Origin of the sequence: Streptomyces melanosporofaciens (assembly GCF_900105695.1) — a bacterium.
Classification (GTDB): domain Bacteria; phylum Actinomycetota; class Actinomycetes; order Streptomycetales; family Streptomycetaceae; genus Streptomyces; species Streptomyces antimycoticus.
In genome coordinates this window covers 8,783,687-8,807,891 of record NZ_FNST01000002.1, presented here as the reverse complement: position 1 = coordinate 8,807,891, position 24,205 = coordinate 8,783,687, and the positions used below count along the sequence as shown (strand labels likewise).

Here is a 24,205-nt window from a genome sequence, read left to right as displayed (position 1 = left end):
CCATGAATCGGACGTGCGTGATAACTTGCCCGGGTGCGGATCACAGCCAAGTCGGACTATGCCGTCCGGGCGATGGCCGAACTGGCGGCCGCGGAGGGCTCACCCCTGACCGCCGAGCAGGTGGCGACCCGGCAGGACATTCCACTGCGTTTCCTCTTCGGCATCCTGCGGGAGCTGCGCCTGGCCCATCTGGTGCGCAGTGTGCGGGGCCCCGAAGGGGGATATCTGCTGGCGCGCCCGGCGAAGGAGATCACCCTCGCCGACGCGATCCGCGCCATGGACGGCCCGCTGGCCAACGTACGGGATGTGGGCCTCAGCGGTCTGGAGTACCCGGGAGCGGCTGCGGTGCTCCCCGATGTGTGGCGCGCGGTGCGGGCGAGTCTGCGGCAGGTGCTGGAGAAGACCACCTTCGCGGATCTGGCCGCCGGTGAACTGCCCCCGCTGGTCCAGGCGCGGGCCCGCGAATACCTCGACGACGTCCGCCACTACGACACATGACCGCCGGAGAGGCGGGGCACGCGGTTCGGCCCTGTACGGATTCGCTCTCGTCGGCGGTGTGAGCCGACCGCTCGGCGACACGGCCACCGACCCGCGGTACGACGACAGCACCTCGCCCGACGCGGCTCGGCGGGGTGCGGAAGGGGAGCCCGCGCCCGCGGCGACTGCGCCCGCGGACCATCTGATGGCGGATCACCAGGAGCCGGTGACGGACGGGGAGGCCGCCGCCGAGGTCCGCCCGGCGGAACCAGCCGACGCCCCGCTGATCCCCCGTTCGCGGGCCCGTACTCAGCGTTCGTGGCCGGGGGAGAAATCGCTCGCCGGGCGGGCCGCGCGGCTGCTAGCTTGCGGCCGTGGATCTCTTCTCACGCGCGTGGACGGCGTTGCGCACGGCGGTCGCCGAGCTCCCGGACGAGGACTTCGCCCGGCCGTCCGGCTGTGCCGGCTGGCGCGTACGGGACCTGGTGTGCCACCTGATCATCGACGCCCAGGACGTCCTGATCACCCTCGTGACGCCCGCCGAGACGGAACCGACGCGCAACGCGGTGACCTACTGGGAGGTCGCCGAAACGCCGCCGACCGGCGATGACCCGCTCGACGCGCTGACCGTCCGGATGGCCGCCGCGTACGAGGAGCCGTGGCTGCTGAAGTTCCACCTCGACGACGTCGGCTCCGCCGCCGGACGCGCGGCCGAGCTCGCCGACCCGGGGTTGTGGGTCAGCACCCGCGACGAGGTGTTCACCGCGGGCGACTACCTCTCCGTGTACGTGCTGGAGTGGACCCTGCACCACCTGGACCTGATCGCACACCTTCCGGGCGCGGCGGAACCGCCCGCCGAGAGCCTCGCCGGGGCACGCGAGATGCTGGAGCGGATCGCCGGGGCGGCGTTCCCCACGTCGTGGTCCGATACGGACGCCCTGCTGGTCGGCACCGGCCGGCGAGCCCCGACCGACGCCGAGCGGGCCGAACTGGGCGAACTGGGCGAACTGCCCGCGAAGTTCCCGCTCTTCCTCGGATAGTCCGCCGGCCGAACGGGCAGGCCGGTCGGTGTGTGGTGACCGATCGAGCCGCATGCCGCTCTCCCAGGTGTCCGCGGTGTCCGCGTCGCGCGACGAAGAGGCCCGGCGGAGTCTGGGGGCCCTGGGCGCCCTGACGAGGTTGCACGGTGCGAACCGGGGCGGCGCTGTCGGCACAGGACGCGGGGCTGGGCACCACGCCTTGATGCCGTGCGCGTCATCCCGCGCGCCGGGCCGCCGGGTTGCCCTGGTGGGTGAAGGCGGCCCAGAGGTGGATGCGGTCGAGGTCGGTGCGGACGGCTTCGTCGCAGAGCTCGCCGTGGAGGGTGGGCGGTGGCTCGCGCCGCGGGTTGAGCATCCAGAGCTGGGCCGCGCGCAGGGCGTCCACCGGGGCGAGGCCCTGCCTGGTGACGAAGTCGTGGAAGACGGCCATCATCAGGGCCGTCGTGGCGTCGTGGACGGCCCAGCGCGAGCCGATGACATCGGCCGCACCGCGGGCGATCAGGGCGGTGGACAGGGTCAGGGCCTCGTCGTGGTCGCGGGTGCTCAGGTCCGTCTCGCAGGCGCTGAGCACCACCAACGGGCCCGCGGCGTCCGGCTGCCCGGTGGCGGCGCCGTCCAGGATGCGGGCCACGGTCAGGCGTCCGGCGTCCTCGGGGCCGGTTGGTGGGGCGGCGAGCCACAGTGCCGAACGCGTGGGATCCGGACCGGCCAGGGCGTGGCAGGAGATGTGCAGGACGGCGACCGGGGAGCCGCCGCCGGGCAGGACGGCGAGAATGTCCTCGGGGGTGCCCGGCGCATCGCCGGCGGTGGCCGTTGGGAACTCGCCGTAGCGGAGGCCGTCGGGATAGCAGGCCGCGCGCAGCGCCTCCGCCTCGATCTCGGCCCATACGAGGCTGAGTTCGGGGTCGGCGACCAGCACCTGCCCGGCGGTGGTGGGCAGCCGGTCCCGGGTCGCGGCCCGCAGGAACTCGGCGCCGGAGGGCGCGTAGCTGAGCACCGCGTCCTCGCAGGCGTACCGGTGCTCGCGCCCGGCGGTCCCGTACGGAGTGCGGGCCGCGTGCCAGGCGACCGCGCCGAGGGGCCCGCAGGGCACCAGCACGATCCGCGGCGGCCGGTGGAGCGGGCCCACGGCTGCCAGGACGGGGCCCATGACGGCGGGCCAGGCCCAGTCGCACAGGTCGCGCAACGCCGCTTCCCACCGCTCGTCCCGCTCCATCTGCGGGCCCGCGTCGGCCGGGGCGTCGGTGGCCGACCGGGAGCGCCGGGCGGTGGCGTCGAGGTAGCGCTCCAGTGGCGGGCTGCCGGGGGTGAGCAGCGGCAGCTTCAGGACGGTGGGCTGCGCGTCGCCGGTGCCGGGGCGGAGGATCAGAGCGAGGCCGGGCATGCCGGGGCGCTGCCCGGGGACGAGGTAGACGAGCGCATCGGCCCCCGCAGCGGTCAGACCGGCCCTCAGTGACGGCAGGTCCGGGGGGCCGAGCAGTTTCCAGGCGTCCGCGCCGCTGCCCGCGCCCAGCGCTTCCAGTGCCCTGCGCCGCAGCGTGCCCGGGATCTGCGGCCCGGCGGACTGACCACTCGGCGTGGCCGGGGTGCCGGGCTGAAGCGGATCCGCGGTATCGGGCTGCAGCGCGTCCTCGGTATCGGGCTGCAGCGCGTCCGCGGCGACCTCGGCGCGCCACTGCCGGGCCAGCTCCGGGTGGCCCCGGGCTTCGAGGAGTTCGGGAATGCCACGGGACGCGGCCGCGGCCCGCAACACCAGGGCCCGGCCCAGTTCCAGCGCGTCCACCGCATCGGCCGGGCGGTCACACACGGTGGTCCAGTAGGCCAGCCATAGCGCCTGTGCCGACCCGAAGCGGGCCACGGACAGGCCGTGCTCGGAACCGAGTTGGAGGAGAACATCGGCGGACAGCCTGACCAGCGCCTCGCTTCTGGTGGCCAGGGCGGCCTCCCGGTCCTCCTTGGTCCTCGGACCGCCGCGCTCACGGCGCAGCCAGTGGGCTTCGGAGAGTTGGGTCAGGGCGTCGGCGAAGTGCGGCAAGCCGTTTCCCCGGGCGAACAGCTCGCGGACCTGGGACAGCTCGGTGATGCACACGTCGAGCAGGTCCGGGTCGTCGAGGTGGCGGGTCGCGTGCAGCAGGGCCCGGCCGAGCTGATACCGCAGCCGGAGTTCCTCGCGGGGGGTGGGCTGCGGTCCATCGAGGATCCGGTGGACCTCCGCGATGGCCTCATCGGCGGCGTCCCGGCTGGGCTCGATCATGATCAGCCGGATCAGCGCGGAGGCGCGCAGGGCGGGGAAGTACGGTCTGAGCATGGGAGCGATCCGCCGGGAGTCGGTCCCCACGACCTCCCGCAGGTACCAGGCCGCGGCGCGGAATTCCTCCGGATCCTGACTGCGGGCGGCCTGTTCCTGATGCACCTCGGCCAGGGTGCTGGCGAGGGTGAAGCGGTTCTCCTGGTCGGGCGGCAGGGTGGCGTACAGGCCGGTCAGCTCCTCGACCAGGCGCGGCAGCACGGTGGGATCCGCGCTGCGGCGGGCCAGCGCCAGGTCGTTCTGGGCGGCGAACACCACCAAGGTGAGCTTGTTCGTCAGTGTCAGTGAGTCATCGCCCTCGCTGGCGGCGCGCAATTCCCTGCCCATTGTCCGGGCGGCGTCGGCGGTCCGAAGACTGCCCCCGAGTGTCGCCGCCTCATGGACGAGCCCGGCCAGGCCGGTGGCCAGAGTACGACGGGCGGCCGCGGCCCTCTCACCGTCCCCCGGCGAGGTGGCCATCATCTCCCGAAGCCGGGCGGCGCTGGTCTCCAGGTGTGCCAGATCACCGGTCTGGGACACCCGTACGCCATCGACCAGAGCGGTCACCTGCTGCTCCAGGCCGAAGTACCCCGGGCCGCCGGGACGGTCGTCGGGGTCCGGCCCCGGCTCCGACATGGCCTCGTCCACCTCGTCGAAGTCCATCGTGCCGGGCACCAGGAGGTTGGCGTGCACCAACAGGACGGCGTGCAGCTTGGCGATGCGGGCCCGTTCGGGCGTGCGCTCCGGCAGCTCCCGCAGGGCCCGCCGGGCGACGTCCGCGCCGTGGCGGACGCGCGGGGCCAGCGCCCGGGGGTTGCCCTCGCCCGATCTGAGCCCGGTCAGCAGCTCGCGCAGCGGCGTGAAGGCCGGTCGGTCCAGGCCGAGGGCCGCCAGTTCCCCGTCGGCCTCCTCGGGGGAGACCGTGGCGCGGTCCGCGGTCCTGTGCAGCCACACCAGGAGCTCCGTGAACCGCGCCAGGTCGTCGGAGGCCCAGCCCAGCACGGCTTGGACGGCGTCGGCCAGCGGGTCGTCGGCGCGTTCCCCGGCTTCCCCGCTCCCCTCGGCTTCCCCGCTCCCCTCGGCCTCCCCGCTGTCCGCGAGAGGGGCTGTGCCCGTCGGCTCCGGCGTGCCCTCCTCCCGCGGCGGCGCCACATCGGATTCCTCCACGACGGCCGGGGAACGCTCCCCGGACAGGGCCGAGAAGCCGGAGGCGGACGACAGCGTCAGCTCGATCTCCGAGGTGAGAAGCCCGAGGAGCCGACGCAGTTTCGGATTGTCCGGGCCGCCGGCGAGGCGGTCGATGACCTCCCTGGCCTCCGCCAGGTCGTCCCTCAGGGACGCGGTCGGCGGCTGCGGGCCTAAGGCCCCGGGCGGCGGCTCCTGGCGGTAGCCTCGGCGTTCCGCGCGCACGGCGCGCGCGTAGTGCGCCGGGACGAGCAGTTGGAGCAGCACTCTCCGGGCGTTCGCCGCGAGCGGATCGGTCAGCGGTCTGGTGCGGTCGGCCCAGCGCAGATGGCGCAGCCCGTATTCGCGTTCGCGACGGGCGGCGTCGGACTGGCCGCCCGCTTCACGGCTGAGGATCCGGACGCCCATCAGCACGCCCAGCAAGGGGACGAAACCGTTCCGGAGCGGATCGTCCGCGGGCAACAGCCGCTCGACGGCGGCAACATGCTCGATCGCATGGGCCAGTGCGACGGTCCGCCCCGAGTCGCCCTCCGCTCCGGTCACCACGTCGCGGGCCTGGCGGGCGGCGATGGCGGCCCACGCTCGCAGCGCCCGCGCACCCTCCCGGCCGCCGTCGTGGCGCCGTTGCTCGTCGTTCATGCCGCACTCCCCCCGGTGCCCGGACATGTACCCGTTGACGACCAGCCTCCCACGCGGCGCGAAAGGGCTGTATCAGCTGTATCACCCGAGCGGCCGCGGGAAGGGTGTGTTCTCAGGCGTCCGGCAGCACTCCGGGCCGGAACTTCTCGACGCCGACGACGCGGTGGACATGGTGCGGCTCGATGTACACCGCCACGCGCACCTCGCCGGGGGCCAGCCAGGGGAACGTCTCCGTGCCCAGGTACTTCTGCGCGAGACGGTCCATGACGTGTACGCCCGGCTCCCCCTCGACGAAGCGGACGGCACGGCCCCGGATCTCCACCCGGTGATACGGATCCTCGGTGTCCATGCAGCACAGTGACACCCGGGGATCGCGCCGAAGGTTCTCCTCCTTGATGCGGCCCGCCGAGGTGTTGATCACCACCAGGCCGTCCTCGAGGTCGGCCCACATCGGGGTCAACTGCGGTGACCCGTCCGGGTTCAGGGTGGCCACTTGCCAGAACCTGGGTTCCTGAAGCCAAGCACGTGTGATCTCGTCCAGGGTGGCAGCCATGCGGTTCCGCTCCTTACGCATCGTTCAAGCGGTCCAACGCCTACCCGGCCACCAGGGTTCCGAACTCGGCGCGCCCCCGGCGTGGGCGACCCGGTCACCGGCCGTTGGGCGAACGGCTGCCTGAGGCTACCGGCACTCCGTATGCTCACTGCATGATCGATGTGCCGCTCTCCGCGCTGGAAGTCGCCATGGTCCAGACTGGTACGCGAGCCGTGGACACGCTCCGTGACACCACCGCCTTCGCCCAGCGTCTCGACGCCCTCGGCTACCACCGACTCTGGTATGCCGAGCACCACCACTCCCCCGCCATCGGCGCCTTCCCACCCGTGGTCCTGACCGCCCACGCGGCCGCGTCGACATCGGCCATCCGCCTGGGCTCCGGAGGCGTACTCGCCCCCAACCACGCCCCCATCATGCTGGCGGAGCAGTTCGGCACCCTCGCCGCGCTGCACCCCGACCGGATCGACCTGGGCATCGGCCGCGGCCCCGGCACCTTCGACGAGTCCACGGCCCGGGCGCTGCGGCGCGGCGCCGGACCGACGACGGACGACGAGTACCGGGACGACGTGGCGGCGACGCTGCGCTTCCTGGTCGAGGAGGTCGCGCTCGGCCCGCTGCCGGAGCCGTGGCTGCTGGCCTCCAGCACCGCCGGTGCCGCGCTCGCCGCGGAGCTCGGCCTGCCCCTCGCCTTCGCCCATCACATCCGCCCCGACAACACCTCCGCCGCGCTCGGCCACTATCGTGCGCACTTCACACCGTCCCGTGGTGTGCGAGCCCCCGGGTGCTGGTGTGCGTGGAAACGATCTGCGCCGAGACCGAGGAGGAGGCGGCTCGGCTGTCCGGCCCGATGGATGTCGTCAAGGCCGGGCTCCTCAAGGGGCAGAGCGAGGTTCCGTTCCCCTCGACCGAAGAGGCGTCCGTGCACCCGTTCACGGCGGAGGATCGGCAGGCGCTCGCGGCCTTCCGGTCCCAGCAGGCCTACGGCACGCCCGCGACCGTGGTGCGGCGACTGGCGGAGCTGGCGGACGCGACCGGGGCGGATGAGCTGATGCTGGTCACGCCGGTCTACGCGCCGGCGGCCCGCCTGCGCTCGTACGAACTCGTCAAGGAACACGCCGCCGCGCCGTCGGCCACGACGCCGCAGCACTGACCGCATATCCATAGCAGGCACGCCGGGCCGGCGCCGGGCCCGGCGGATGCCTCACAAGAATCACACAAAGCCCTCTCCTACGGTCCGAGCGACGAAGACGCCCAACTCGTAGGAGGTTGCGCCATGTTCGGCAGTCGCCGTCCACGTGTCCTCGCCGCCTTGTGTGCGGCTCTGGCCGTCGCGTTGTCGGCCTCGTGCAACAGAATGGTGAACTCGGCCGAAGGTGCCACCTCTGACACCGACGCCTCACCTTCCGGCAGGAAGCCCAACATCGTGTACGTCCTCACCGACGACCTGGCCTGGAATCTCGTGAAGTACATGCCACACGTACAGGAGATGCAGAAGAAGGGGACGACGTTCACCGACTTCTTCGCCACCGACTCGCTGTGCTGCCCCTCGCGTACGTCCCTCCTCACCGGGCAGTACCCGCACAACACCGGGGTCTTCACCAACAGCGGCGATGACGGTGGCTACCGCGCTTTCATGAAGAACCGCAATGAGGAGAAGACCTTCGGGCCCGCGATGCAACGCGCGGGCTACCGCACCGGGTTCATGGGCAAGTACCTCAACGGATACCAGCCGGGCGACAAGAACGGCACCGACAAGCCCTATGTGCCCTCCGGCTGGAACGAGTGGGACGTCGCCGGGGACGGCTACAAGGAGTACGACTACGACCTGAACGAGAACGGCAAGGTCGTGCCCTATGGGAAGGCCCCCCAGGACTATCTGACGGACGTGCTGGCGAAGAAGGCCACCTCGTTCATCGGCTCCTCGGCGGAGGCGAAGAAGCCGTTCATGCTGGAGGTGGCCACGTTCGCACCGCACGGCCCGTCCACACCCGCGCCGCGCGACGAGGACACGTTCCCCGGACTCAAGGCTCCGCAGACCGATGCCTATGACAAGGCGACCCGTAACGCGCCGACGTGGCAGAAAATCTTGTCGCCGCTGGAGCCGAAGGAGAAGAAGGAGATCGACCGGAGGTTCGCCAAGCGGGTGCGCTCGGTCCAGGCGGTCGACGACATGATCGGTCAGCTGGAGAAGACGCTCGAGGACAAGGGCCTGGCGGACGACACCTATATCGTGTTCGGGTCGGACAACGGTTTCCACATGGGCGAACACCGGCTCCGTCCCGGAAAGCAGACCGCCTACGACACCGACGTCAATGTGCCGCTGATGGTCACCGGGCCCGATGTTCCGGCCGGTGAGAAGGTGTCGCAGCTCGCCGAGAACGTCGACATGAACCCGACCTTCCTGGACCTGGCGGGCGTGGATCCGCCGTCGACCGTGGACGGGCGCAGCCTGGGCGGCCTGATGCACGGCCGGACGGAGAAGGAGTGGCGCGACGCCGTCCTGGTCGAGCACCATCACGCGGATTCCACGAAGGACGATCCCGACGCGGCGCCCGAAATCACCGGCAACCCGCCGACCTACGCCGCGATGCGCACCGATGACTCCCTCTACGTCGAATACGCCGATGGGGAGCGGGAGTTCTACGCGCTGGACTCCGATCCCGAGCAGTTGAACAACCGGGCGGCGTCGCTCTCGGCCGCGCAACGGGCCGCTCTGCACCACACCCTCACCGCGCTCCAGCGGTGCAAGGGTGCGGAAAGCTGCCGAGCCGCGTCCCGGACGCGGACCTAGCGGCGCCCTGCGGCCCGGCCCCGGCCACTAGCCGGGGCCGGGGGCCGCTTCCAGCCCGGTCGCTTCGAACTCGACGCGAACCTCGTCGGACAGCTTCAACGCACCCAGGAACGCGCTGTACGGCTTGATGCCCCAGGTGGATTGTGTGACGGACGCCCAGCCGCGCAGCGTCCCCTGCGGATCGCCGCTCCCGTGCACCGTCACCGGGTGGGTCCGGCCTTTGATGGTGAGGTCGCCCGTGATCTCGAAGGACTCGGGCGTTCCGGTGATCCGCGTGGAGCGGAAGGTGATGGTGGGGTGCTCCGCGGTGTGCAGCAGCCCCTTGCCCTCCAGCGTCCGCTCGATCTCGGCCCGGTCGCCCTCGGAGAGCGGCTTCAGCCCGCCGGTCCCCTCCCGGACGCTCAACGAGTCCGTCTGGACGGTCACGGTCACCGACGACTCCTCGGGGGCGCCGCCGACCACCGTCGCCTCCCCGGACCATCGGGTGGCCTCGATCGTCAGATCGTGCCCCGCCCTCCGGCCGAGCCCGGTGCGGCTGGTCTTGATCAGCAGTCGTCCGCCCGGCGGCCCGAGGCGATGGCTTCCCTCACTCAGTGTCACAGCACTCACCGTACGCGACGGCTCCGGGCTTTCGCGGTATACATCACGGTACGTCCCGTGGCCACGTCGTGGCGCTCGCCGCCCAGGGCGTGGATCTGGTTGACGATGACGCGCGTCTGGGAGGCTGCCCTGCCTGGCCGCCGACACCGACGACCGCTCAGGCACCGGGCCGGTGTGACGCCGACGGCCCATCTCCAGGCGGCGGTGCCATGGCGGGGATGACGCCACCGGCGAGAACCGCTTCCCGCTGCCGGGGGGAGAGACGGTGGCGGACGGGGTACTCCTCGTCCCGGGTCGCGTTGCGGACGCGGAGTGTCGGGGCACCATCCGGCGAGAGGGCCTCGCGCAGCCCGGACAGGTGCAGCCGGTCGTCGGTCTCGATGCGCTCGTAGTCGGCGGGATCCTCGAATTCCAGGGGCAGAACACCGAAGTTGACGAGGTTCTGCCAGTGAATGCGGGCGTAGGACTTGGCGATGACGGCTCGCAGTCCGAGGTAGCGCGGCGTGATGGCGGCGTGTTCGCGGGAGGAGCCCTGGCCGTAGTTCGCGCCGGCGACGATGAGATGCCCGGTGTCCTCCCGGACCGCCTCGGCGCGCCGCGGGTAGTCGGGGTCCAGCCGGGTGAGGGTGAATCCCGCGAGCTTCGGAATGTTGGAGCGGTAGGGCAGGGCGGCCGCTCCGGCCGGGGAGATCTCGTCGGTCGAGACATCGTCGCCGGCCTTGAGGAGGACGGGGCCGTGCAGGCTGTCCGGCAGTGGATCCAGCTCCGGCAGTGCGGAGATGTTGGGGCCGCGTTCCAGCGCTACGCGCGCGGCCTCGTCCGGCGGCAACGGCGGCTCCAGCATGGCGTCGTTGTTCGAGGGCGGGTCGGGCAGGTCCGGCGCGGGAGGGGCCGCCGAGAGGCGGTCGGCCCAGTCGCGCGGATCCGTGATGACGCCGGTCAGCGCGGAGGCCGTGGCGGTCTCCGGTGAGCACAGCCATACGGCATCGTCCTCGGTGCCGGAGCGGCCGGGGAAGTTGCGCGGGAAGGTGCGCAGGGAATTGCGTCCCGAGGCCGGTGCCTGTCCCATGCCGATGCAGCCCAGACAGCCCGACTGGTGGATCCGGGCACCGGCGGCGATCAGGTCGAACGTCGCGCCGCGGCGTGTCAGGTCCTGGAGGATCTCACGGGATGTCGGGTTGATGTCGAAGCTCACCCCGGCCGGGACCTGCCGCCTGGCCACCATGGCGGCCGGGACGGCGAAGTCGCGGAATCCGGGGTTGGCGGAGGAGCCGACGACGACCTGGGCGATGGGCTCTCCGGCCACCTCCCTGACCGGCACGACGTTTCCCGGGGACGTGGGCCGTGCGATGAGCGGCTCCAAGGACGACAGGTCGATCTCCTCGTCGAGGTCGTAGGACGCGTCCGCTTCCGCGGTGATCTCGACGAAGTCATCGCCACGCCCCACCCCGTCGAGGAAGTCGCGCACCGCCTCGTCCGAGGGGAAGACGGTGGTGGTGGCGCCGAGTTCCGCCCCCATGTTCGCGATGACGTGCCGGTCCATCGCGGTGAGGGAGGCCAGACCGGGTCCGTGGTACTCCAGGACACGTTGGACGCCTCCTTGCACCCCGTGACGGCGCAGCAGCTCCAGGATCACGTCCTTGGCGCTCACCCAGGGAGGCAGTTCCCCGGTCAGCCGAATGCCCCAGACCTTGGGCATGGTGAGGTGGAGGGGCCGTCCCGCCATGGCGAGCGCCACCTCCAGGCCGCCGGTGCCGATCGCCAGCATGCCCAGGCAGCCGCCGGCGCAGGTATGGGAGTCCGAACCGGCGAGGGTTTTCCCGGGAGCGCCGAAGTGGTGCATATGTGTGGGGTGGGAGACGCCGTTGCCGGGCTTGGAGAACCACAGGCCGAAGCGGCGGGCGGCCGAGCGCAGGAAGAGATGGTCCTCGGCGTTGCGCTCATCGGCCTGCAGGATGTTGTGGTCCACGTACTGCACGCTGGCCTCGGTCCGGACCCGGTCCAGGTCCAGCGCCTCCAGCTCCTGCATCACCAGGGTGCCGGTGGCATCCTGCGTCAGCGTCTGGTCCACGCGCAGCGCGATCTCCTCCCCCGGCTCCATACGGCCGGACAACAGGTGATCGCCGATCAGTCGCTGCGTCACGGTGCCGTGCGCGCGAGCACGGGGCAGATCCATAGCGCCACCGCCTCTCCGGGCGGAGCGTCCGGGCCCTCCGGGCGCCCCACAGCAGGTTCCCGTCAGCTACCCCCATACTGCACCCGCCGGGGGCCACGGTCATGGTCCGGCGGTGCGGATGCGCGATCGGCAGCCGCCTCTTATCATCCGGCCCCCTCCGGAGCATTTTTGTCCTGAGTCTTGACGTAAATCAGCGGACGTTCGCATGCTGTGCTCCATGCCGACCAACTCCGAGCACAGGTTGCACATCGACAGACGGACGTTGTTGACCGGAGTCGCCGGATCCCTGGGCGTTGCGGCGGGACTGCCCGCGACCGCGGCCCAGGCGTCCCCCACGGAGGGCGCGCCGATGCGGCGGCACCCGTCGAACTGGCCCCAACCCGAGCCCTACGGCCTCGCGGACACCCGCCTCGACCTGTGGCCGCGTCCGGACAACTCCTTCATCCTCCCGCTCGAACGGCGCCCCCGCGACCGGGCGCGCGGCGTGGTCTGGATGCGGGACACCTACGTCAACTGCTTCGTCGTGGACGGCCGTCCGATGTACGTGGCCACCGGCACCACCCGGGTGCCCGGGCTCAGCGCGGCCGGCCCGTGGAACGACGGCATCTTCGTGTGGATCTCCCCCTCCCTTCGGGGGCCGTGGCGGCTGGTGGACACGACCGGCATCCGGCCCGGCGCCGAGCGGGGCAAGGTGTGGTCGCCCGAGTTCGTCGGCGAGAACCGGCCCGGGCGCACGGTCGTCGCTCCGTGGCAGGAGTACTGGTACGACGACCAGTTCGGCAAGCGCGGCCAGGTCTGGGCCCCGGAGCTGCACTACTTCAACGGCACCTGGTACCTCGTCGCGTGCATGGGCGACCACTCCCGGAAGGTGGGTTCGTTCCTGCTGGTGAGCGAGGGCGGGGTCGAGGGCCCGTACCGGCTCGTCGAGGGCAACCTCGACAAGCCCTTCGGCGAATCGTTCATCGGGGGGCCGGACTTCATCGAGCCCGGCGCCTACCACCACATCGACGGCAGCCTCTACACCGAGGGCGACGACGCGTGGCTGGTGCTCCACAACGACCTGTACGCGCCGTTCCGGAACGACATGGAGGACATCAACCCGACGACCGAGCTCCCCACGTTCCGGCAGATGCCGTACTCCCCCGAGCCGTATCTCGAGGGCGCCTACGTGTTCAAGTACCGGGGCAAGTACTACCTCGTCCAGGCCGCGTGGGACCGTACGTCGCTCCATCCCGACGGCAGCACGCGCTACGCCTACGACCCACCGGGCCCCGGCCGCGTGCAGTACCAGTACGACGCCGTCGTGGCCGTCTCGGACACCTTCGAGGGGCCGTACTCCCAGCGGTGGACCGCGGGTGTCGGGGCCGGTCACAACAACTTCTTCGTGGATCACGGCGGCCGTCTGTGGGCGACGTTCTTCCGCAACCCGAACTTCGGCTACTGGTCGCATCCGTCGCGCATCGCCGACGCCGCCGTCCCCGGTGTCGTGCGGCTGGAATGGACCGGCCCGGAGGGCAACCGCCTCTATGTCCAGCGCCGGAAGCGGGATGGTCTCAGGGGGTGACCGGGCCGTCGAGCTCGACGATGATCCGGACGCTGTCCGGGCGGGACCAGGTGGAGCATCACCGCGCGTCCGGAGGCCGCGTCCCGGCTCAGGCTCTCCACCAGCCACACCGGCCGGTTGTGCGCCGTCTCCAGCCCCTCCGCCACCCGCCGGTCGGGCAACACGCTACTCACCCGGCACCAGGCGCGGACCGGGGTCACCCCGCACATCTGCCGCAGGATCGTGTCCAGCGACTCCACGGCGTGCACCGCCGCGTCCAGCTCCGGCAGCATGCCGACCGGGATCCGCTCCTGGGACCAGCCACTGAGCAGGCCGTCGATGTACGACTGCCGGGTCAGCCGGTGGACCGCGCTGCCTTCGGCACGTTCCAGCCGCTCGGCGATGGCGCCGGGGACAGGTGTCGTGTCCTCGGGATGCCACCGGGAGGGATGACGAAGGTTTCGCCTGGTACGCGTCAGCGCCGGTCGACGTCGCCGCTGCCGTCGGTGGCGCCGTTCGTGTCGTCGGTGTCGTCCTCGCCCGCCTCCAGCAGGCCCGCCGCCGCGCCCACGATGCGCGGGTCGGCGACGCCGACGACCGCCTCGTCCTTGTCGGTGTAGTCGAAGCGGGCGAGCACACTGCGCATGGCCTCGACGCGGGCCCGCTTCTTGTCGTTGCTCTTGACCACCGTCCAGGGCGCGTACTCCGTGTCCGTCTCACGGAACATGGCCACCTTCGCGGCGGTGTAGTCGTCCCAGCGGTCCAGCGAGGCCAGGTCCATCGGGCTGAGCTTCCACTGCCGTACGGGATCCACCTGGCGGATGGTGAAGCGGGTGCGCTGCTCGCCCTGGGACACCGAGAACCAGAACTTCACCAGGTCGACGCCGTCGTCCACGAGCATCCGCTCGAACAGCGGCGCCTGCCGGGTGAAGCGCTGGTACTCGTCCTGCGAACAGAAGCCCATGACCCGCTCGACGCCGGCGCGGTTGTACCAGGACCGGTCGAAGAGCACGATCTCACCCGCGGTCGGCAGATGCTCCACGTACCGCTGGAAGTACCACTGGCCACGTTCGCGCTCGGTGGGCTTCTCCAGCGCGACGATTCGTGCGCCGCGCGGGTTGAGGTGCTCGGTGAAGCGCTTGATCGTGCCGCCCTTGCCGGCCGCGTCCCGACCCTCGAAGACGATGACGAGCCGGCGTCCGGTCTCCTTGATCCAGCTCTGCAACTTCAGCAGTTCGATCTGCTGCAGCCGCTTGTGCCACTCGTACTCCTTGCGCTCCATGCGGTGCGGGTACGGGTAGTTCTCCCGCCAGGTGTCGACCGGGCTTCCGTCCGGCCGGATGAGCACGGGGTCGTCGTGGTCGCTGTAGTCGACCCGCAGGTCGGACAGCTCGGACAGCAGGGGCGGCGTTGTCATCCAGTCCTTCCTTTCGGCTCTCAGTGGAACTGCGGCACAATCAGATAGATTCCGTACGCCACCACCGCGGCGCACGCCACAAAGCACAGGCCGGCCTGGGTGAGGCCGACGGTGGAGCCGGTGCCGTTCTCCTCACGGGCTGCCTCCACACGGGCGAGGCCCAGGACGCCGAGGGCGAAGACGACGACCACGGCGACGGTGACGCCGATGCTCACCGCGGTGACCTGGCCGAGTGCACTCCAGTCGAGATGCATCGCTTTCAACTCTCCGTGATTCGGCGGGACTTACGCGGCCGTGCCGACGGTGGCCGGCGGCTCGGTGCGGATGGTGACCTCATGGGCGTCGTTGACGTTCTTCGCGTCCACCGGGTTCCGGCGGGAGAGGAGCACGATGCCCCCGGCGAGGGCCACGCCGACCAGGGCGACGACCGCCGCGCCGATGTTGCCGCCGCCCTTGACCACGCTCGCGGAGACGCCGCCGACCAGCGCGGCAGCGGGCAGCGTGACCATCCAGGCGATCACCATGCGGCCCGCGACACCCCAGCGCACCTCCGCCAGCCGTCGGCCGAGCCCGGCACCCAGGATGCTGCCGGAGGCGACCTGCGTGGTGGACAGGGCGAAGCCAAGGTGCGCGGAGGTGAGGATGACGGTGGTGGAGGCGGTTTCGGCGGCGAAGCCCTGCGGCGACTGGATCTCGGTCAGACCCTTGCCCATGGTGCGGATGATCCGCCAGCCGCCCAGGTAGGTGCCGAGGCCGATGGCGAGCCCGGCGGAGGCGATCACCCACAGCGGCGGACCGGCGTCATGGCCGAGGGAGCCCGCAGAGATCAGGGTCAGCGTGATGACGCCCATGGTCTTCTGCGCGTCGTTCGTGCCGTGCGCGAGGGAGACGAGCGAGGCCGAGGCGATCTGGCCGAGCCGGAAGCCCTTGGTCACCGACTTCTTGCGGGCGCGGTCGGTGAGCCGGTACGCGAGGTAGGTGGCCAGCAGCGCGGCGACACCGGCCACGATCGGCGAGGCCACCGCGGGTATCAGCACCTTCTCGACCACCTTGTCGAAGTGCACGCCGTGCGAGCCCGCACCGACCCACACGGCCCCGATGAGCCCGCCGAACAGGGCGTGCGACGAACTCGACGGCAGCCCGACCAGCCAGGTCAGCAGGTTCCAGAGGATCGCCCCGACCAGCCCCGCGAAGATCATGCCCGGGGTGACCAGGGTGTCGTCGACGATGCCACCGGAGATGGTCTTGGCGACCTCGGTGGAGAGGAAGGCGCCGACGATATTGAGGATCCCGCTCACCAGCACCGCGGTTCTGGGGGTGAGCGCGCCCGTGGCGATGGATGTGGCCATCGCGTTGGCCGTGTCGTGGAAGCCGTTGGTGAAGTCGAAGGCGAGGGCCGTGACGATGACGACCGCCACCAAGAAGGTGATGTGGTCCATTCCTGCATGCAAACAAGCTCAGGCCAATGCTCGGCGAACTCGAGGCAAAGGCAGTACAAGGACGGCGCGCGCAGGTCGTGGGCATCGTTGTCAGAGCGGTGTCACCCCGGTGGATGACCCGTCTCACCCGGTCGGACCCTGCCGCGCGGCCCGGTGCCACGGGTCCCGCGAACGTTGAGGAGGCATGGCTCCCAAGGGGGACCCAAAAGGCTGAAGGAACACCCAAAGGGAAGCGAGAACACCATGGTGGCGTCTCCGGCTCTCGGCTCCGGACGCGGACGGACCCGCGCACGTGTCGCGGCGGCCGGATGCGCCGTGGCGGTGTGCGCGACCGTGGCGGCTCCGGCCGCCGCGCGGGACGACATGTCCCGCGGGAAGCCCACGGTGGTGCTGATCCATGGCGCGTTCGCGGACGGCTCCAGCTGGAACGGTGTCATCCAGCGCCTGGAGCGCCGCGGTTACCGCGTCATCGCCCCGGCCAACCCGCTGCGCGGTCTGTACACCGACTCCACCTACATCGCCTCCGTCCTGGACAGCGTCAAGGGCCCGATCGTGCTGGTGGGCCACTCCTACGGCGGCGCGGTCATCAGCTCGGCCGCGGCGGGCCACCCCCGGGTGAAGTCGCTGGTGTACGTGTCCTCCCTGATGCCCGACAAGGGCGAGAGCGGCCAGTCGCTGGCCGCCCGGTTCCCCAGCGAACTCGCCACCGCCACCAGGGCGGTGCCCTACCGGGCCGGTGACGGTGTGCGGGGCAAGGACCTGTACCTCGAGCGGGACAAGCTCCACCGGGTCTTCGCCGCGGACCTCCCGGCCAGTACGGCGAGGCTGCTGGCGGCGACCCAACGGCCCGCCACCACGGCCACGTTCTCGGAGAAGGCCAAGGTGGCCGCGTGGCGGCAGATCCCGTCCTGGGTCCTCGTGGCCAAGCAGGACAAGACCATCAACCCCCGGCAGGAGCGGTTCCAGGCCAAGCGCGCCCACTCTCACACCGTGGAGATCAACTCCTCCCACGTGGCCATGATCGCGCATCCCCAGGAGGTCACCGACCTCATCATCAAGGCCGCCACGGCCACCGGCAAGGCCCGGCCGACGCCCGCCGCCAAGCCTTCCGGCTCCCGCGCCGGGGCGGAGTCCCGGCCCGCCGACACGGCCGCCGCGTGGGTGACCGGCGGCGCGGCGGCCCTTCTGCTGGGCGGCGGAGCCCTCGTCCTCGGCCACCGCCGACGCCGGCGGTCGCGTTCTTCGCTCAGGTAAGGCGGCTACAGCCAGCCGCGCACGCGCGCGACGCGAGCCGCCACGTGGCGGTTTTCCGCGCCGAGTTTGGCCGCCGCGGCCGACAGGTAGTTGCGCACCGTCCCGGGCGTGGCTGGTGACGATCATCGAGGTGCGCTCCGGCACCGTGTCCCGCAGCCTCACCGCCACCGACACCCCGTCGCATCCGGGCATCCGCAGATCCAGGACGGCCGCGTCGGGGCGATGTGCCCGGGCCATGGCCAGCGCCTCGTCGCCGGTTCCGGCCTCCGCCACGACGGTGATGTCGTCCTCCAGCGCGAGGAAGGAGGCGAGGGCGCCGCGGATGAGGTGTTCGTCGTCCGCGAGCAGAACCCTGATCATTCGGCGGTCTCCCAGGGAATCCGCGCGGTCAGGCGGAAGATCCCGCCCGGGCGCCGTTCGGTGGTCAGCGTGCCGTCCACCTCGGCCAGGCGCTCGCGCAGCCCCGGCAGGCCGCTGCCGGTGCCGGGCCGGGGGGCCGTACCCGCCCCGTCGTTCTCCATGACGAGCGCCACCCAGCCCGAGACCATGGCGCGCACCGACACCTCGCAGCGCGAAGCGCCCTGCGCATGGCGGAGCATGTTCGTCGTGCCCTCGCGGACCACCCAGCCGAGCGCCGCCTGCGTCTGTACGGGCAGCCGCGCCGCCGGGCCGTTCTCGATCCGGCAGTCGATCCCGGCCGCCTCCAGTACGGACCGGGCCCCGGCCAGCTCGGCGAGCAGGTCGGCGGTGCGGTAGCCGCGGACCACCGCGCGGATCTCCCGCTGCGACTCCTGCGCGATGTGCTGCACCTCCTCCATCTGGGCCACCGCCTCTTCCCGGCCCCGCCGCGCCAGCCGCACCGCGAGCTCGCTCTTCAGCGCCACCACCGCGAGGTTGCGGCCGAGCACATCGTGCAGATCGCGGCCGAAGCGCAGCCGCTCCTCCGCGACGGCCAGCCGCGCCTGTGTCGCCCGCGCCTTGGCGAGCTCCTCGATCAGCCGCACGCTCCAGCCGGTGACCCGCATCCCCGTGGCCATGAACGGCACCATGAACAGGATCCCGCCGAGCGCGAAGGCCAGCAGCTCCCCCGACAGCCCGCTCGCCATCGCCGCGCCGAGCGCCGCCGCCGGCACCGCCCCGACCAGCACCACCCCGGTGCGGGGCGGCAGTGCCAGCATCGGCGGGCCCGCGTAGAACATCATCAGCCAGATCAGATAGGTCACCAGGTCCCGGTCCCCGATGCGGCCGGCGGCCAGCAGCGCGCAGCCCACCGCGGCCATGGCCACGGTGACGGCGACGTACAGCGCGACCAGCCCGACCGGGCGGGGTCCGGCACCGAGGTAGCGGCGCAGGGCCGCGCGGGAGAGCAGCAGATGGACGCCGACGTGTGCCGCGCCCACCGCCGCCACCAGGGACGACCCGAGCGTGCCGGCGTCCGACGTCTTGACCCAGAACGCCCACAGCGCGGCCTCGGCGGCGCCGAAGGCGGCGAGGGTGCCCAGAGTCCAGCGGCGGTAGCGCTCGGGGCCGTCCGGGCCCCCGAGCCGCTCCACCCAGGTCTCCACGCTCATGCTCCCCGACACCGTCACCGCGGGCCGCGCCACCTCGGGCTCCGGCACCTGGGGCGCCACCACCTCGGGCCCTGTCATCACGGGCTCCATCACCTCGGGCTCCGCCACCTCAGGCTCCCGCCGCTCTCAACTCCGCGGTCCCCAGCGGAACCGCCGACGCACAGCAAACACTGCCAGGCCCGTCCATGCCAGCGCGAGGGTCACCGCCCGGAGCTGGTCCATAGCGGCCAGGTCATCCGTCCAGCCGCCCCGCAGCAGATCCATCACCGGCGAGAACGGCAGCCAAGCGGCGATGTCGGCCATCGTGTCCGGCATCACCTCACGCGGCGCGAAGACCCCGGAACCGGCCATGGTCACCAGCAAGAACGGCAGAAACGTCATCTGGGCACTCTCCGATGTCCGGGTGAAGGCCGCCGTCAGCGCCGCCCCCGCGACCAGCATGGCCACGCCGCCGAGCAGACCGAGCACCGCCAGGTGCGGCGCGGCCGGTGCGTCCGCGTCGAGGAACGCGGTCATCCCGACCGCCAGCAGCAGGGACTGCACGACCGCCAGCAGGAACGCCGGGAGCGCGCTGCCGACGAGGATCTCCCAGTCGCGTACCTCGCCACTGCGCAGCCGCTTGAGCACCAGGCCCTCGCGGCGCACCACGTACACGCCGACCAGGTAGGTGTAGACGGAGAAGAGCAGCGCCGTGGCCAGCGCGGCGGGCAGCATGACGGTGGCCACCGACAGGCCGGTGCCACCCAGGTCCAGCTCCTCGACCGTGCCGCGCATCGCGAAGGCCATCACGCTGGGCAGGACCACCGCGGTGACCAGGGACGCCTTGCTGCGCAGCAGCAGCGTCAGCTCGGCGCGGCCGAGGGCGGTCATGCGGTCGGCGGCGGTGCGCCGGGTGGCCGTGGCCACGGACGTTGGCGCCGTACGGGCTGCTGACGTCGTCATCGTGCCTCCTCGCTGTCCAGGCCCTTCGCGATCTCCATGAACGCCTCCTCCAAGGTGGCGGACCGGGCGTCGAGGCCGCGCAACTCCACGCCCCTGTCCCGGGCCCACACCAGCAGCGCCGTGGCCGTGCGCTGCAGATCGGCGGTCTCCAGCCGGACCGTCCCCCCGGTCTCCTCGTAGCTCGACACCCCCAGCGGTGCGAGCGGCGGCACATCGCCCAGGAAGTGGTCCCGGGGCAGCTCGAAGCTCATCCGCGAGGGCCGCTCGGCGACCACGTCGGCGACCCGCCCCGAGGTGGCGATCCGCCCCGCGTGCATGATGGCCAGCCGGTCGGCCAGCTGCTCGGCCTCTTCCAGATAGTGGGTGGTGAGCAGCACCGTCGTGCCCTGCTGCTTCAGCTCCCGGATCAGCTCCCAGGTCTCGCGGCGGGACTGCGCGTCCAGGCCGGTCGTCGGCTCGTCCAGGAACAGCACCTCGGGCCGTCCCAGCAGGGCCAGCGCGAGATCGAGGCGCCGGCGCTCGCCACCGGAGAGCTGCTTGACCCGCACCGCGCTCCGCTTGGAGAGCCGGGTCAGCTCCAGGGCCTCGGCCACGGGGCGGGCGCCGCTGGTGCAGCCCGCCCACATGCGCGCGGTCTCGGTGACCGTCAGCTCCGTCGGGAAGCCGCCCTCCTGGAGCATCACCCCGATACGGGGGCGGACGGCGGCGCGTTCGCGGTACGGGTCGCGGCCGAGCACCCGGACGGTTCCGGCGGTGGGGGTGGCCTGCCCCTCCAAGACCTCGAGGGTGGAGGTCTTACCGGCCCCGTTGGTCCCCAGCAGCGCGAAGAGCTCACCGCGGGCGACCGTGAGGTCGATGCCGCGTACGGCCTCGAAGCCCCGATAGTGCCGCCGTAGGTCGGCGGTTTCGATCACAGTGTCCATGCGTTCCAGACTCCCGGCGCGGCGGGCCCGGTGGCAGTGCGGTCTGTCATGCGTCCATCTGACATCTGTCATGCGAACCCTGGAGATACGTCACCGGAGATGTCGTCAGAGGTCCTTGACGGCGTCGGTGAGTGCCTGGTCGAGGATGGCGGCACCGCGGGCGATCTCGTTGTCGCTCGCGGTCAGCGGAGGCGCGATCCGGAAGGTGCCTCCCATGCCGGGCAATTGGACGATGTTCATGTGCAGCCCGAGTTCGAAGCAGCGCCGGGTGACGGCCGCGCCCAGCCGGTCGGCGCCACCGGCGCCCAGGAGCTGGTCGCCGGCCAGTTCCATACCCAGCAGCAGCCCGCGTCCGCGGACATCGCCGACGGCGTCGTGGCGGGTGGCGAGCGCGTCGAGATGACCGCGCAGTGCCGAGCCGAGCTCGCGCGCACGCACATCGAGGCGGTCGCGGACCAGCACCTCGAGGACGGTGTTGCCGACGGCGGCCGGCAGCGGGTCGCTGACATGGGTGGTGAAGAACAAGAACCCCCGCTCATGCGCCCGCTGCTCGATCTCCGGGCTGGTCACCACGGCGGCCAGGGGCAGCCCCGCGCCGAGCGTCTTGGACAACGTGAGGATGTCCGGGACGACCCCCTCGTGCTCGAAGGCGTACCAGTCGCCGGTGCGGCACAGCCCGGTCTGCGCCTCGTCGAGGATCAACAGCATGTCCCGCTCCCGGCACTTGTGCGCCAGGGCCGCGAGATAGCCCGGCGGGAGTTCGATGACACCGCCGGAGCTGAGGATCGGTTCGACCAGGCAGGCGGCGAGGCTGCCGACCGACTGGGCGTCGATCAGGTCGAAGCCCAGGTCGAGCTGGCGGCGCCAGTCGAGCGCGCCCTCGGCGTCCACGAAGTCCGGGTGGAAGCGGTCCGGGACCGGCAGCGCGAAGTTGCCCGGCGCGGCGGGTCCGTAGCCCTTGCGGCCTGCGCTGTAGGTGGCGTTCGCGGCGGCCTGGGTCATCCCGTGCCAGGAGCGGGCGAACGAGACGATCTCGTGGCGGCCGGTGACGAGTTTCGCCATCCGCACCGCGGCCTCGTTCGCCTCCGCCCCGGTGGTCAGGAGCAGCACCTTCTCCAGCGGATCCGGCAGGGTCTCGGCGAGCCGGCGAGTGAGATCGACGACCGGGCGGCTGAGCATCCCGCTGTGCAGATGATCGAGGAGGGCGACCTGCTCGCGAACCGTCGCGACGATCGCCGGGTGGGAGTGGCCGAGGATCGCGCTCATCTGGCCGGAGGTGAAGTCGAGCAGCTCGCGACCGCTCTCGGTGAACACCGATGTGCCCGCGGCGCGGGCGATGATCTCGGAGGTGAAGGGGGCGTGGCCGCTGTAGCGGATGAGGTGGCGCTCCGGGGCGGCACCGGCAGTCTCGGAAGGCATGGGAACGACGGTAGGGATGCGCCGCTGCGCGCGTCCATCGCACAGATCCGACCGTTCTGTCAGGCGGAACCGTACAGCGAAACAGCCCGGCCGAACCTACAATCGGGCGCATGCTCAACTCAGGGCGGCTGCGGCTGCTCAGCCTGCTGGAAACCCTGGGTACCGTCCGCGCGGTCGCCGAGACGCTGCATCTGAGCGCCTCGACGGTCTCCCAGCAACTGGCGGTCCTGGAGACCGAGACCCGCTGCCGGTTGCTGGAGCGGACCGGGCGGAAGGTGCGGCTGACCCCGGCCGGTCTGCTGCTGGCCCGTCGGGGCCGGGAGATCCTGGACCAGATGGCCGAGGCCGAGGCCGAGTTGCACGCCCTGAACGACGAGCCCATCGGCACCGTACGGCTCGGGGCGTTCCAGAGCGCCGTCTACCCCCTCGCCGTCCCGGCGGCGACCCGTCTGGCCACCACCCACCCGCGGCTGCACCTGGAGCTGATCGAGCTGGAGCCGCATGAGAGCGGACCGGCCCTGCGCTCGGGGGAGGCGGACGTCATCGTCACCACCACCGACTACGCCGGCCTCTCCTGGGGCGCGGACCTCGAGATCATTCCCCTGGGAACCGACCCGATCGTGTTGGTGCTGCCACCCGACCACCCCCTCACCGGCCGCACGACGGTGAACCTCGCGGCCTGCGCGGAGGAGACGTGGGCGTGTGACCGGCCGCGGTCGTATATGGCGGATCTGACCGTACGGCTGTGCCGCGAGTCGGGCTTCGAACCCCGGGTGGCCTGCCGGTTCAGCAACTACCTGATGCTGCTGCGACACGTCGAGTCGGGCCGGTCGATCACCCTGCTGCCCGCCCTCGCCATCACCCCGGACCACGCCGTCGTCACCCGGGAGCTGAGCACACCGGTGCACCGCAACGTCGCCATCGCGGTGCGCCGCGGCACAACGCAGCGCGCGGCGGTGCACGCGGTCGTCGCCGCACTGCGCGACCACCCCGAACTCCCGGCGCTGTCCGCACCGCACCAGCGCCCCGGCCGGGAACAAGGTGGCTTCGGCGCGTGATATTTTCGGTGCCGCCGTGCGCTGCTGCGAACCGAGGAGGTGAGACCGATCAACGCTGTGACAGGTCGGGCCTCCTTCTCCCGCATGGTCCAGGGAGTGCCCGCGGAAGGCATCCCGAAAGGCATGAAACGCCATGCGCTTCACCTCTGAGGCATCGTCCGACGGTTTCCGCGAACAGCTCTTCACCCTTGGTGAGATTCCCGGTGTGCTGTGGACACCGGAAGGTGCCACCGGTACGCGTCCCCTGATCCTGATGGGGCACGGTGGCGGTCAGCACAAGAAGGCCCCCGACATCCTGATTCACGCGCGCCGCTACGTGGCGGAGTGCGGTTTCGCGGTGGTGGCGGTCGATGTGCCCGGGCATGGCGACCGTCCGGTGGTCGAGGAGTACGACCGGATCGCGACCGAGAACCAGGCTCGGGTGGCGACCGGAGAAGAACTGGCCCCGCTCATCGCCGACTTCCAGGCGCTGGTGGCCCGCCGGACCGTCCCGGAATGGCGGGCGGTCCTGGACGCGGTTCAGCGACTCGAACACGTCGGCCCCGGGCCGGTGGGCTACTGGGGCGTCTCGCTGGGGTGCGGACTCGGCGTTCCGTTCGTCGCCGCCGAACCCCGGGTCCGTGCGGCGGTGCTGGGGCTGGGTGGGGCTCTGGCCTCGGCCGGGGACGCCGCGCGGATCGCCGTCCCGGTGGAGTTCCTGGTGCAGTGGGACGATGAACGAGTGCCGCGGGCCGAGGGCTTGGCGCTGTTCGACGCCTTGGCCTCGGCCGAGAAGACGCTGCACGCCAACCCGGGGAGGCACGGGGACGTCCCGGCCTTCGAGCGGGACAGCGCGCTGCGATTCTTCGCCCGCCACCTCGGCTGAGAGCGCCCCCGGCCCGGCCGCGCCGA

The 24,205-nt window shown here is 71.5% G+C and carries 19 protein-coding genes and 2 pseudogenes; 8 read left to right on the top strand and 13 right to left on the bottom strand.

Going from position 1 to position 24,205, the window contains the following annotated elements; genetic code table 11:
* Positions 1 to 33: 33 nt before the first annotated feature.
* Positions 34 to 498 (top strand): RrF2 family transcriptional regulator, encoded by a 465-nt coding sequence (locus BLV72_RS40285; protein ID WP_014058908.1) that lies wholly within the window; start codon positions 34 to 36, stop codon positions 496 to 498.
* 353 nt (positions 499 to 851) lie between these two features.
* Positions 852 to 1,517 (top strand): maleylpyruvate isomerase N-terminal domain-containing protein, encoded by a 666-nt coding sequence (locus BLV72_RS40280; RefSeq protein ID WP_093468663.1) that lies wholly within the window; start codon positions 852 to 854, stop codon positions 1,515 to 1,517.
* A gap of 214 nt (positions 1,518 to 1,731) precedes the next feature.
* On the opposite strand, the gene BLV72_RS40275 is transcribed toward BLV72_RS40280, so the two are convergent.
* Both BLV72_RS40275 and BLV72_RS40270 read right to left on the bottom strand, forming a co-directional pair.
* Complete coding sequence (locus BLV72_RS40275) at positions 1,732 to 5,628, bottom strand: CHAT domain-containing protein (RefSeq protein WP_093468662.1); 3,897 nt, start codon at positions 5,626 to 5,628, stop codon at positions 1,732 to 1,734.
* A gap of 112 nt (positions 5,629 to 5,740) precedes the next feature.
* Positions 5,741 to 6,181 (bottom strand): PPOX class F420-dependent oxidoreductase, encoded by a 441-nt coding sequence (locus BLV72_RS40270; protein WP_014058911.1) that lies wholly within the window; start codon positions 6,179 to 6,181, stop codon positions 5,741 to 5,743.
* A gap of 152 nt (positions 6,182 to 6,333) precedes the next feature.
* Here BLV72_RS40270 and BLV72_RS40265 point away from each other — a divergent pair.
* Both BLV72_RS40265 and BLV72_RS40260 read left to right on the top strand, forming a co-directional pair.
* Positions 6,334 to 7,331 (top strand): annotated as a pseudogene (locus tag BLV72_RS40265) (MsnO8 family LLM class oxidoreductase).
* A gap of 273 nt (positions 7,332 to 7,604) precedes the next feature.
* Entirely contained in the window at positions 7,605 to 8,972 is a 1,368-nt protein-coding gene (locus tag BLV72_RS40260) for a sulfatase family protein (protein ID WP_244321254.1), read from the top strand.
* 27 nt (positions 8,973 to 8,999) lie between these two features.
* Here the strand turns inward: BLV72_RS40260 and BLV72_RS40255 are convergent, their stop codons facing one another.
* On the bottom strand, positions 9,000 to 9,572 hold the full coding sequence (locus BLV72_RS40255; protein WP_093468658.1) for a YceI family protein: 573 nt from the start codon (positions 9,570 to 9,572) through the stop codon (positions 9,000 to 9,002).
* A 157-nt stretch (positions 9,573 to 9,729) separates the two neighbouring features.
* Positions 9,730 to 11,748 carry an aconitate hydratase gene (locus BLV72_RS40250; protein ID WP_093468657.1) on the bottom strand — a complete coding sequence of 673 codons (2,019 nt, stop codon included), beginning with the start codon at positions 11,746 to 11,748 and terminating at the stop codon, positions 9,730 to 9,732.
* A gap of 217 nt (positions 11,749 to 11,965) precedes the next feature.
* Here BLV72_RS40250 and BLV72_RS40245 point away from each other — a divergent pair, with 217 nt between their 5' ends.
* On the top strand, positions 11,966 to 13,312 hold the full coding sequence (locus tag BLV72_RS40245; protein ID WP_093470830.1) for a family 43 glycosylhydrolase: 1,347 nt from the start codon (positions 11,966 to 11,968) through the stop codon (positions 13,310 to 13,312).
* Here BLV72_RS40245 and BLV72_RS40240 read toward each other — a convergent pair.
* From BLV72_RS40240 to BLV72_RS40225, 4 genes are read right to left on the bottom strand one after another with little or no spacing between them, the layout of a single operon-like run.
* Complete coding sequence (locus BLV72_RS40240; RefSeq protein ID WP_093468655.1) at positions 13,273 to 13,770, bottom strand: UTRA domain-containing protein; 498 nt, start codon at positions 13,768 to 13,770, stop codon at positions 13,273 to 13,275. The two genes, BLV72_RS40245 and BLV72_RS40240, sit on opposite strands and share 40 nt — an antisense overlap.
* Positions 13,767 to 14,708 (bottom strand): polyphosphate kinase 2, encoded by a 942-nt coding sequence (gene ppk2, locus BLV72_RS40235; RefSeq protein ID WP_208905890.1) that lies wholly within the window; start codon positions 14,706 to 14,708, stop codon positions 13,767 to 13,769. Before ppk2 ends, BLV72_RS40240 begins: the two co-directional genes overlap by 4 nt.
* Positions 14,709 to 14,728: 20 nt before the next feature.
* Positions 14,729 to 14,962 (bottom strand): hypothetical protein, encoded by a 234-nt coding sequence (locus tag BLV72_RS40230; RefSeq protein WP_093468654.1) that lies wholly within the window; start codon positions 14,960 to 14,962, stop codon positions 14,729 to 14,731.
* 30 nt (positions 14,963 to 14,992) lie between these two features.
* Entirely contained in the window at positions 14,993 to 16,147 is a 1,155-nt protein-coding gene (locus BLV72_RS40225; protein ID WP_093468652.1) for an inorganic phosphate transporter, read from the bottom strand.
* Between the two features lie 243 nt (positions 16,148 to 16,390).
* Here BLV72_RS40225 and BLV72_RS40220 point away from each other — a divergent pair, with 243 nt between their 5' ends.
* A complete protein-coding gene (locus BLV72_RS40220) occupies positions 16,391 to 17,401 on the top strand; it encodes an alpha/beta fold hydrolase (protein WP_093468651.1) in 1,011 nt (336 codons plus the stop codon).
* A gap of 5 nt (positions 17,402 to 17,406) precedes the next feature.
* On the opposite strand, the pseudogene BLV72_RS40215 reads toward BLV72_RS40220, so the two are convergent.
* From BLV72_RS40215 to BLV72_RS40195, 5 genes and pseudogenes are all read right to left on the bottom strand, one after another.
* A pseudogene (locus BLV72_RS40215) lies at positions 17,407 to 17,761 on the bottom strand (response regulator transcription factor).
* Positions 17,758 to 19,050 carry a sensor histidine kinase gene (locus BLV72_RS40210; RefSeq protein WP_244321253.1) on the bottom strand — a complete coding sequence of 431 codons (1,293 nt, stop codon included), beginning with the start codon at positions 19,048 to 19,050 and terminating at the stop codon, positions 17,758 to 17,760. Before BLV72_RS40210 ends, BLV72_RS40215 begins: the two are co-directional and overlap by 4 nt.
* 48 nt (positions 19,051 to 19,098) lie before the next feature.
* Positions 19,099 to 19,914 (bottom strand): ABC transporter permease, encoded by an 816-nt coding sequence (locus BLV72_RS40205; RefSeq protein WP_093468649.1) that lies wholly within the window; start codon positions 19,912 to 19,914, stop codon positions 19,099 to 19,101.
* Positions 19,911 to 20,837 carry an ABC transporter ATP-binding protein gene (locus tag BLV72_RS40200; protein WP_093468648.1) on the bottom strand — a complete coding sequence of 309 codons (927 nt, stop codon included), beginning with the start codon at positions 20,835 to 20,837 and terminating at the stop codon, positions 19,911 to 19,913. The genes BLV72_RS40205 and BLV72_RS40200 overlap by 4 nt, the downstream gene beginning before the upstream one ends.
* Positions 20,838 to 20,942: 105 nt before the next feature.
* Positions 20,943 to 22,256: an aspartate aminotransferase family protein gene (locus tag BLV72_RS40195; RefSeq protein ID WP_093468646.1), complete on the bottom strand. Its 1,314-nt coding sequence runs from the start codon at positions 22,254 to 22,256 to the stop codon at positions 20,943 to 20,945.
* Positions 22,257 to 22,366: 110 nt separating this feature from the next.
* Here BLV72_RS40195 and BLV72_RS40190 point away from each other — a divergent pair, with 110 nt between their 5' ends.
* A complete protein-coding gene (locus tag BLV72_RS40190) occupies positions 22,367 to 23,314 on the top strand; it encodes a LysR family transcriptional regulator (protein ID WP_093468644.1) in 948 nt (315 codons plus the stop codon).
* A 133-nt stretch (positions 23,315 to 23,447) separates the two neighbouring features.
* On the top strand, positions 23,448 to 24,179 hold the full coding sequence (locus tag BLV72_RS40185; RefSeq protein WP_093468643.1) for a dienelactone hydrolase family protein: 732 nt from the start codon (positions 23,448 to 23,450) through the stop codon (positions 24,177 to 24,179).
* Positions 24,180 to 24,205 lie beyond the last annotated feature (26 nt).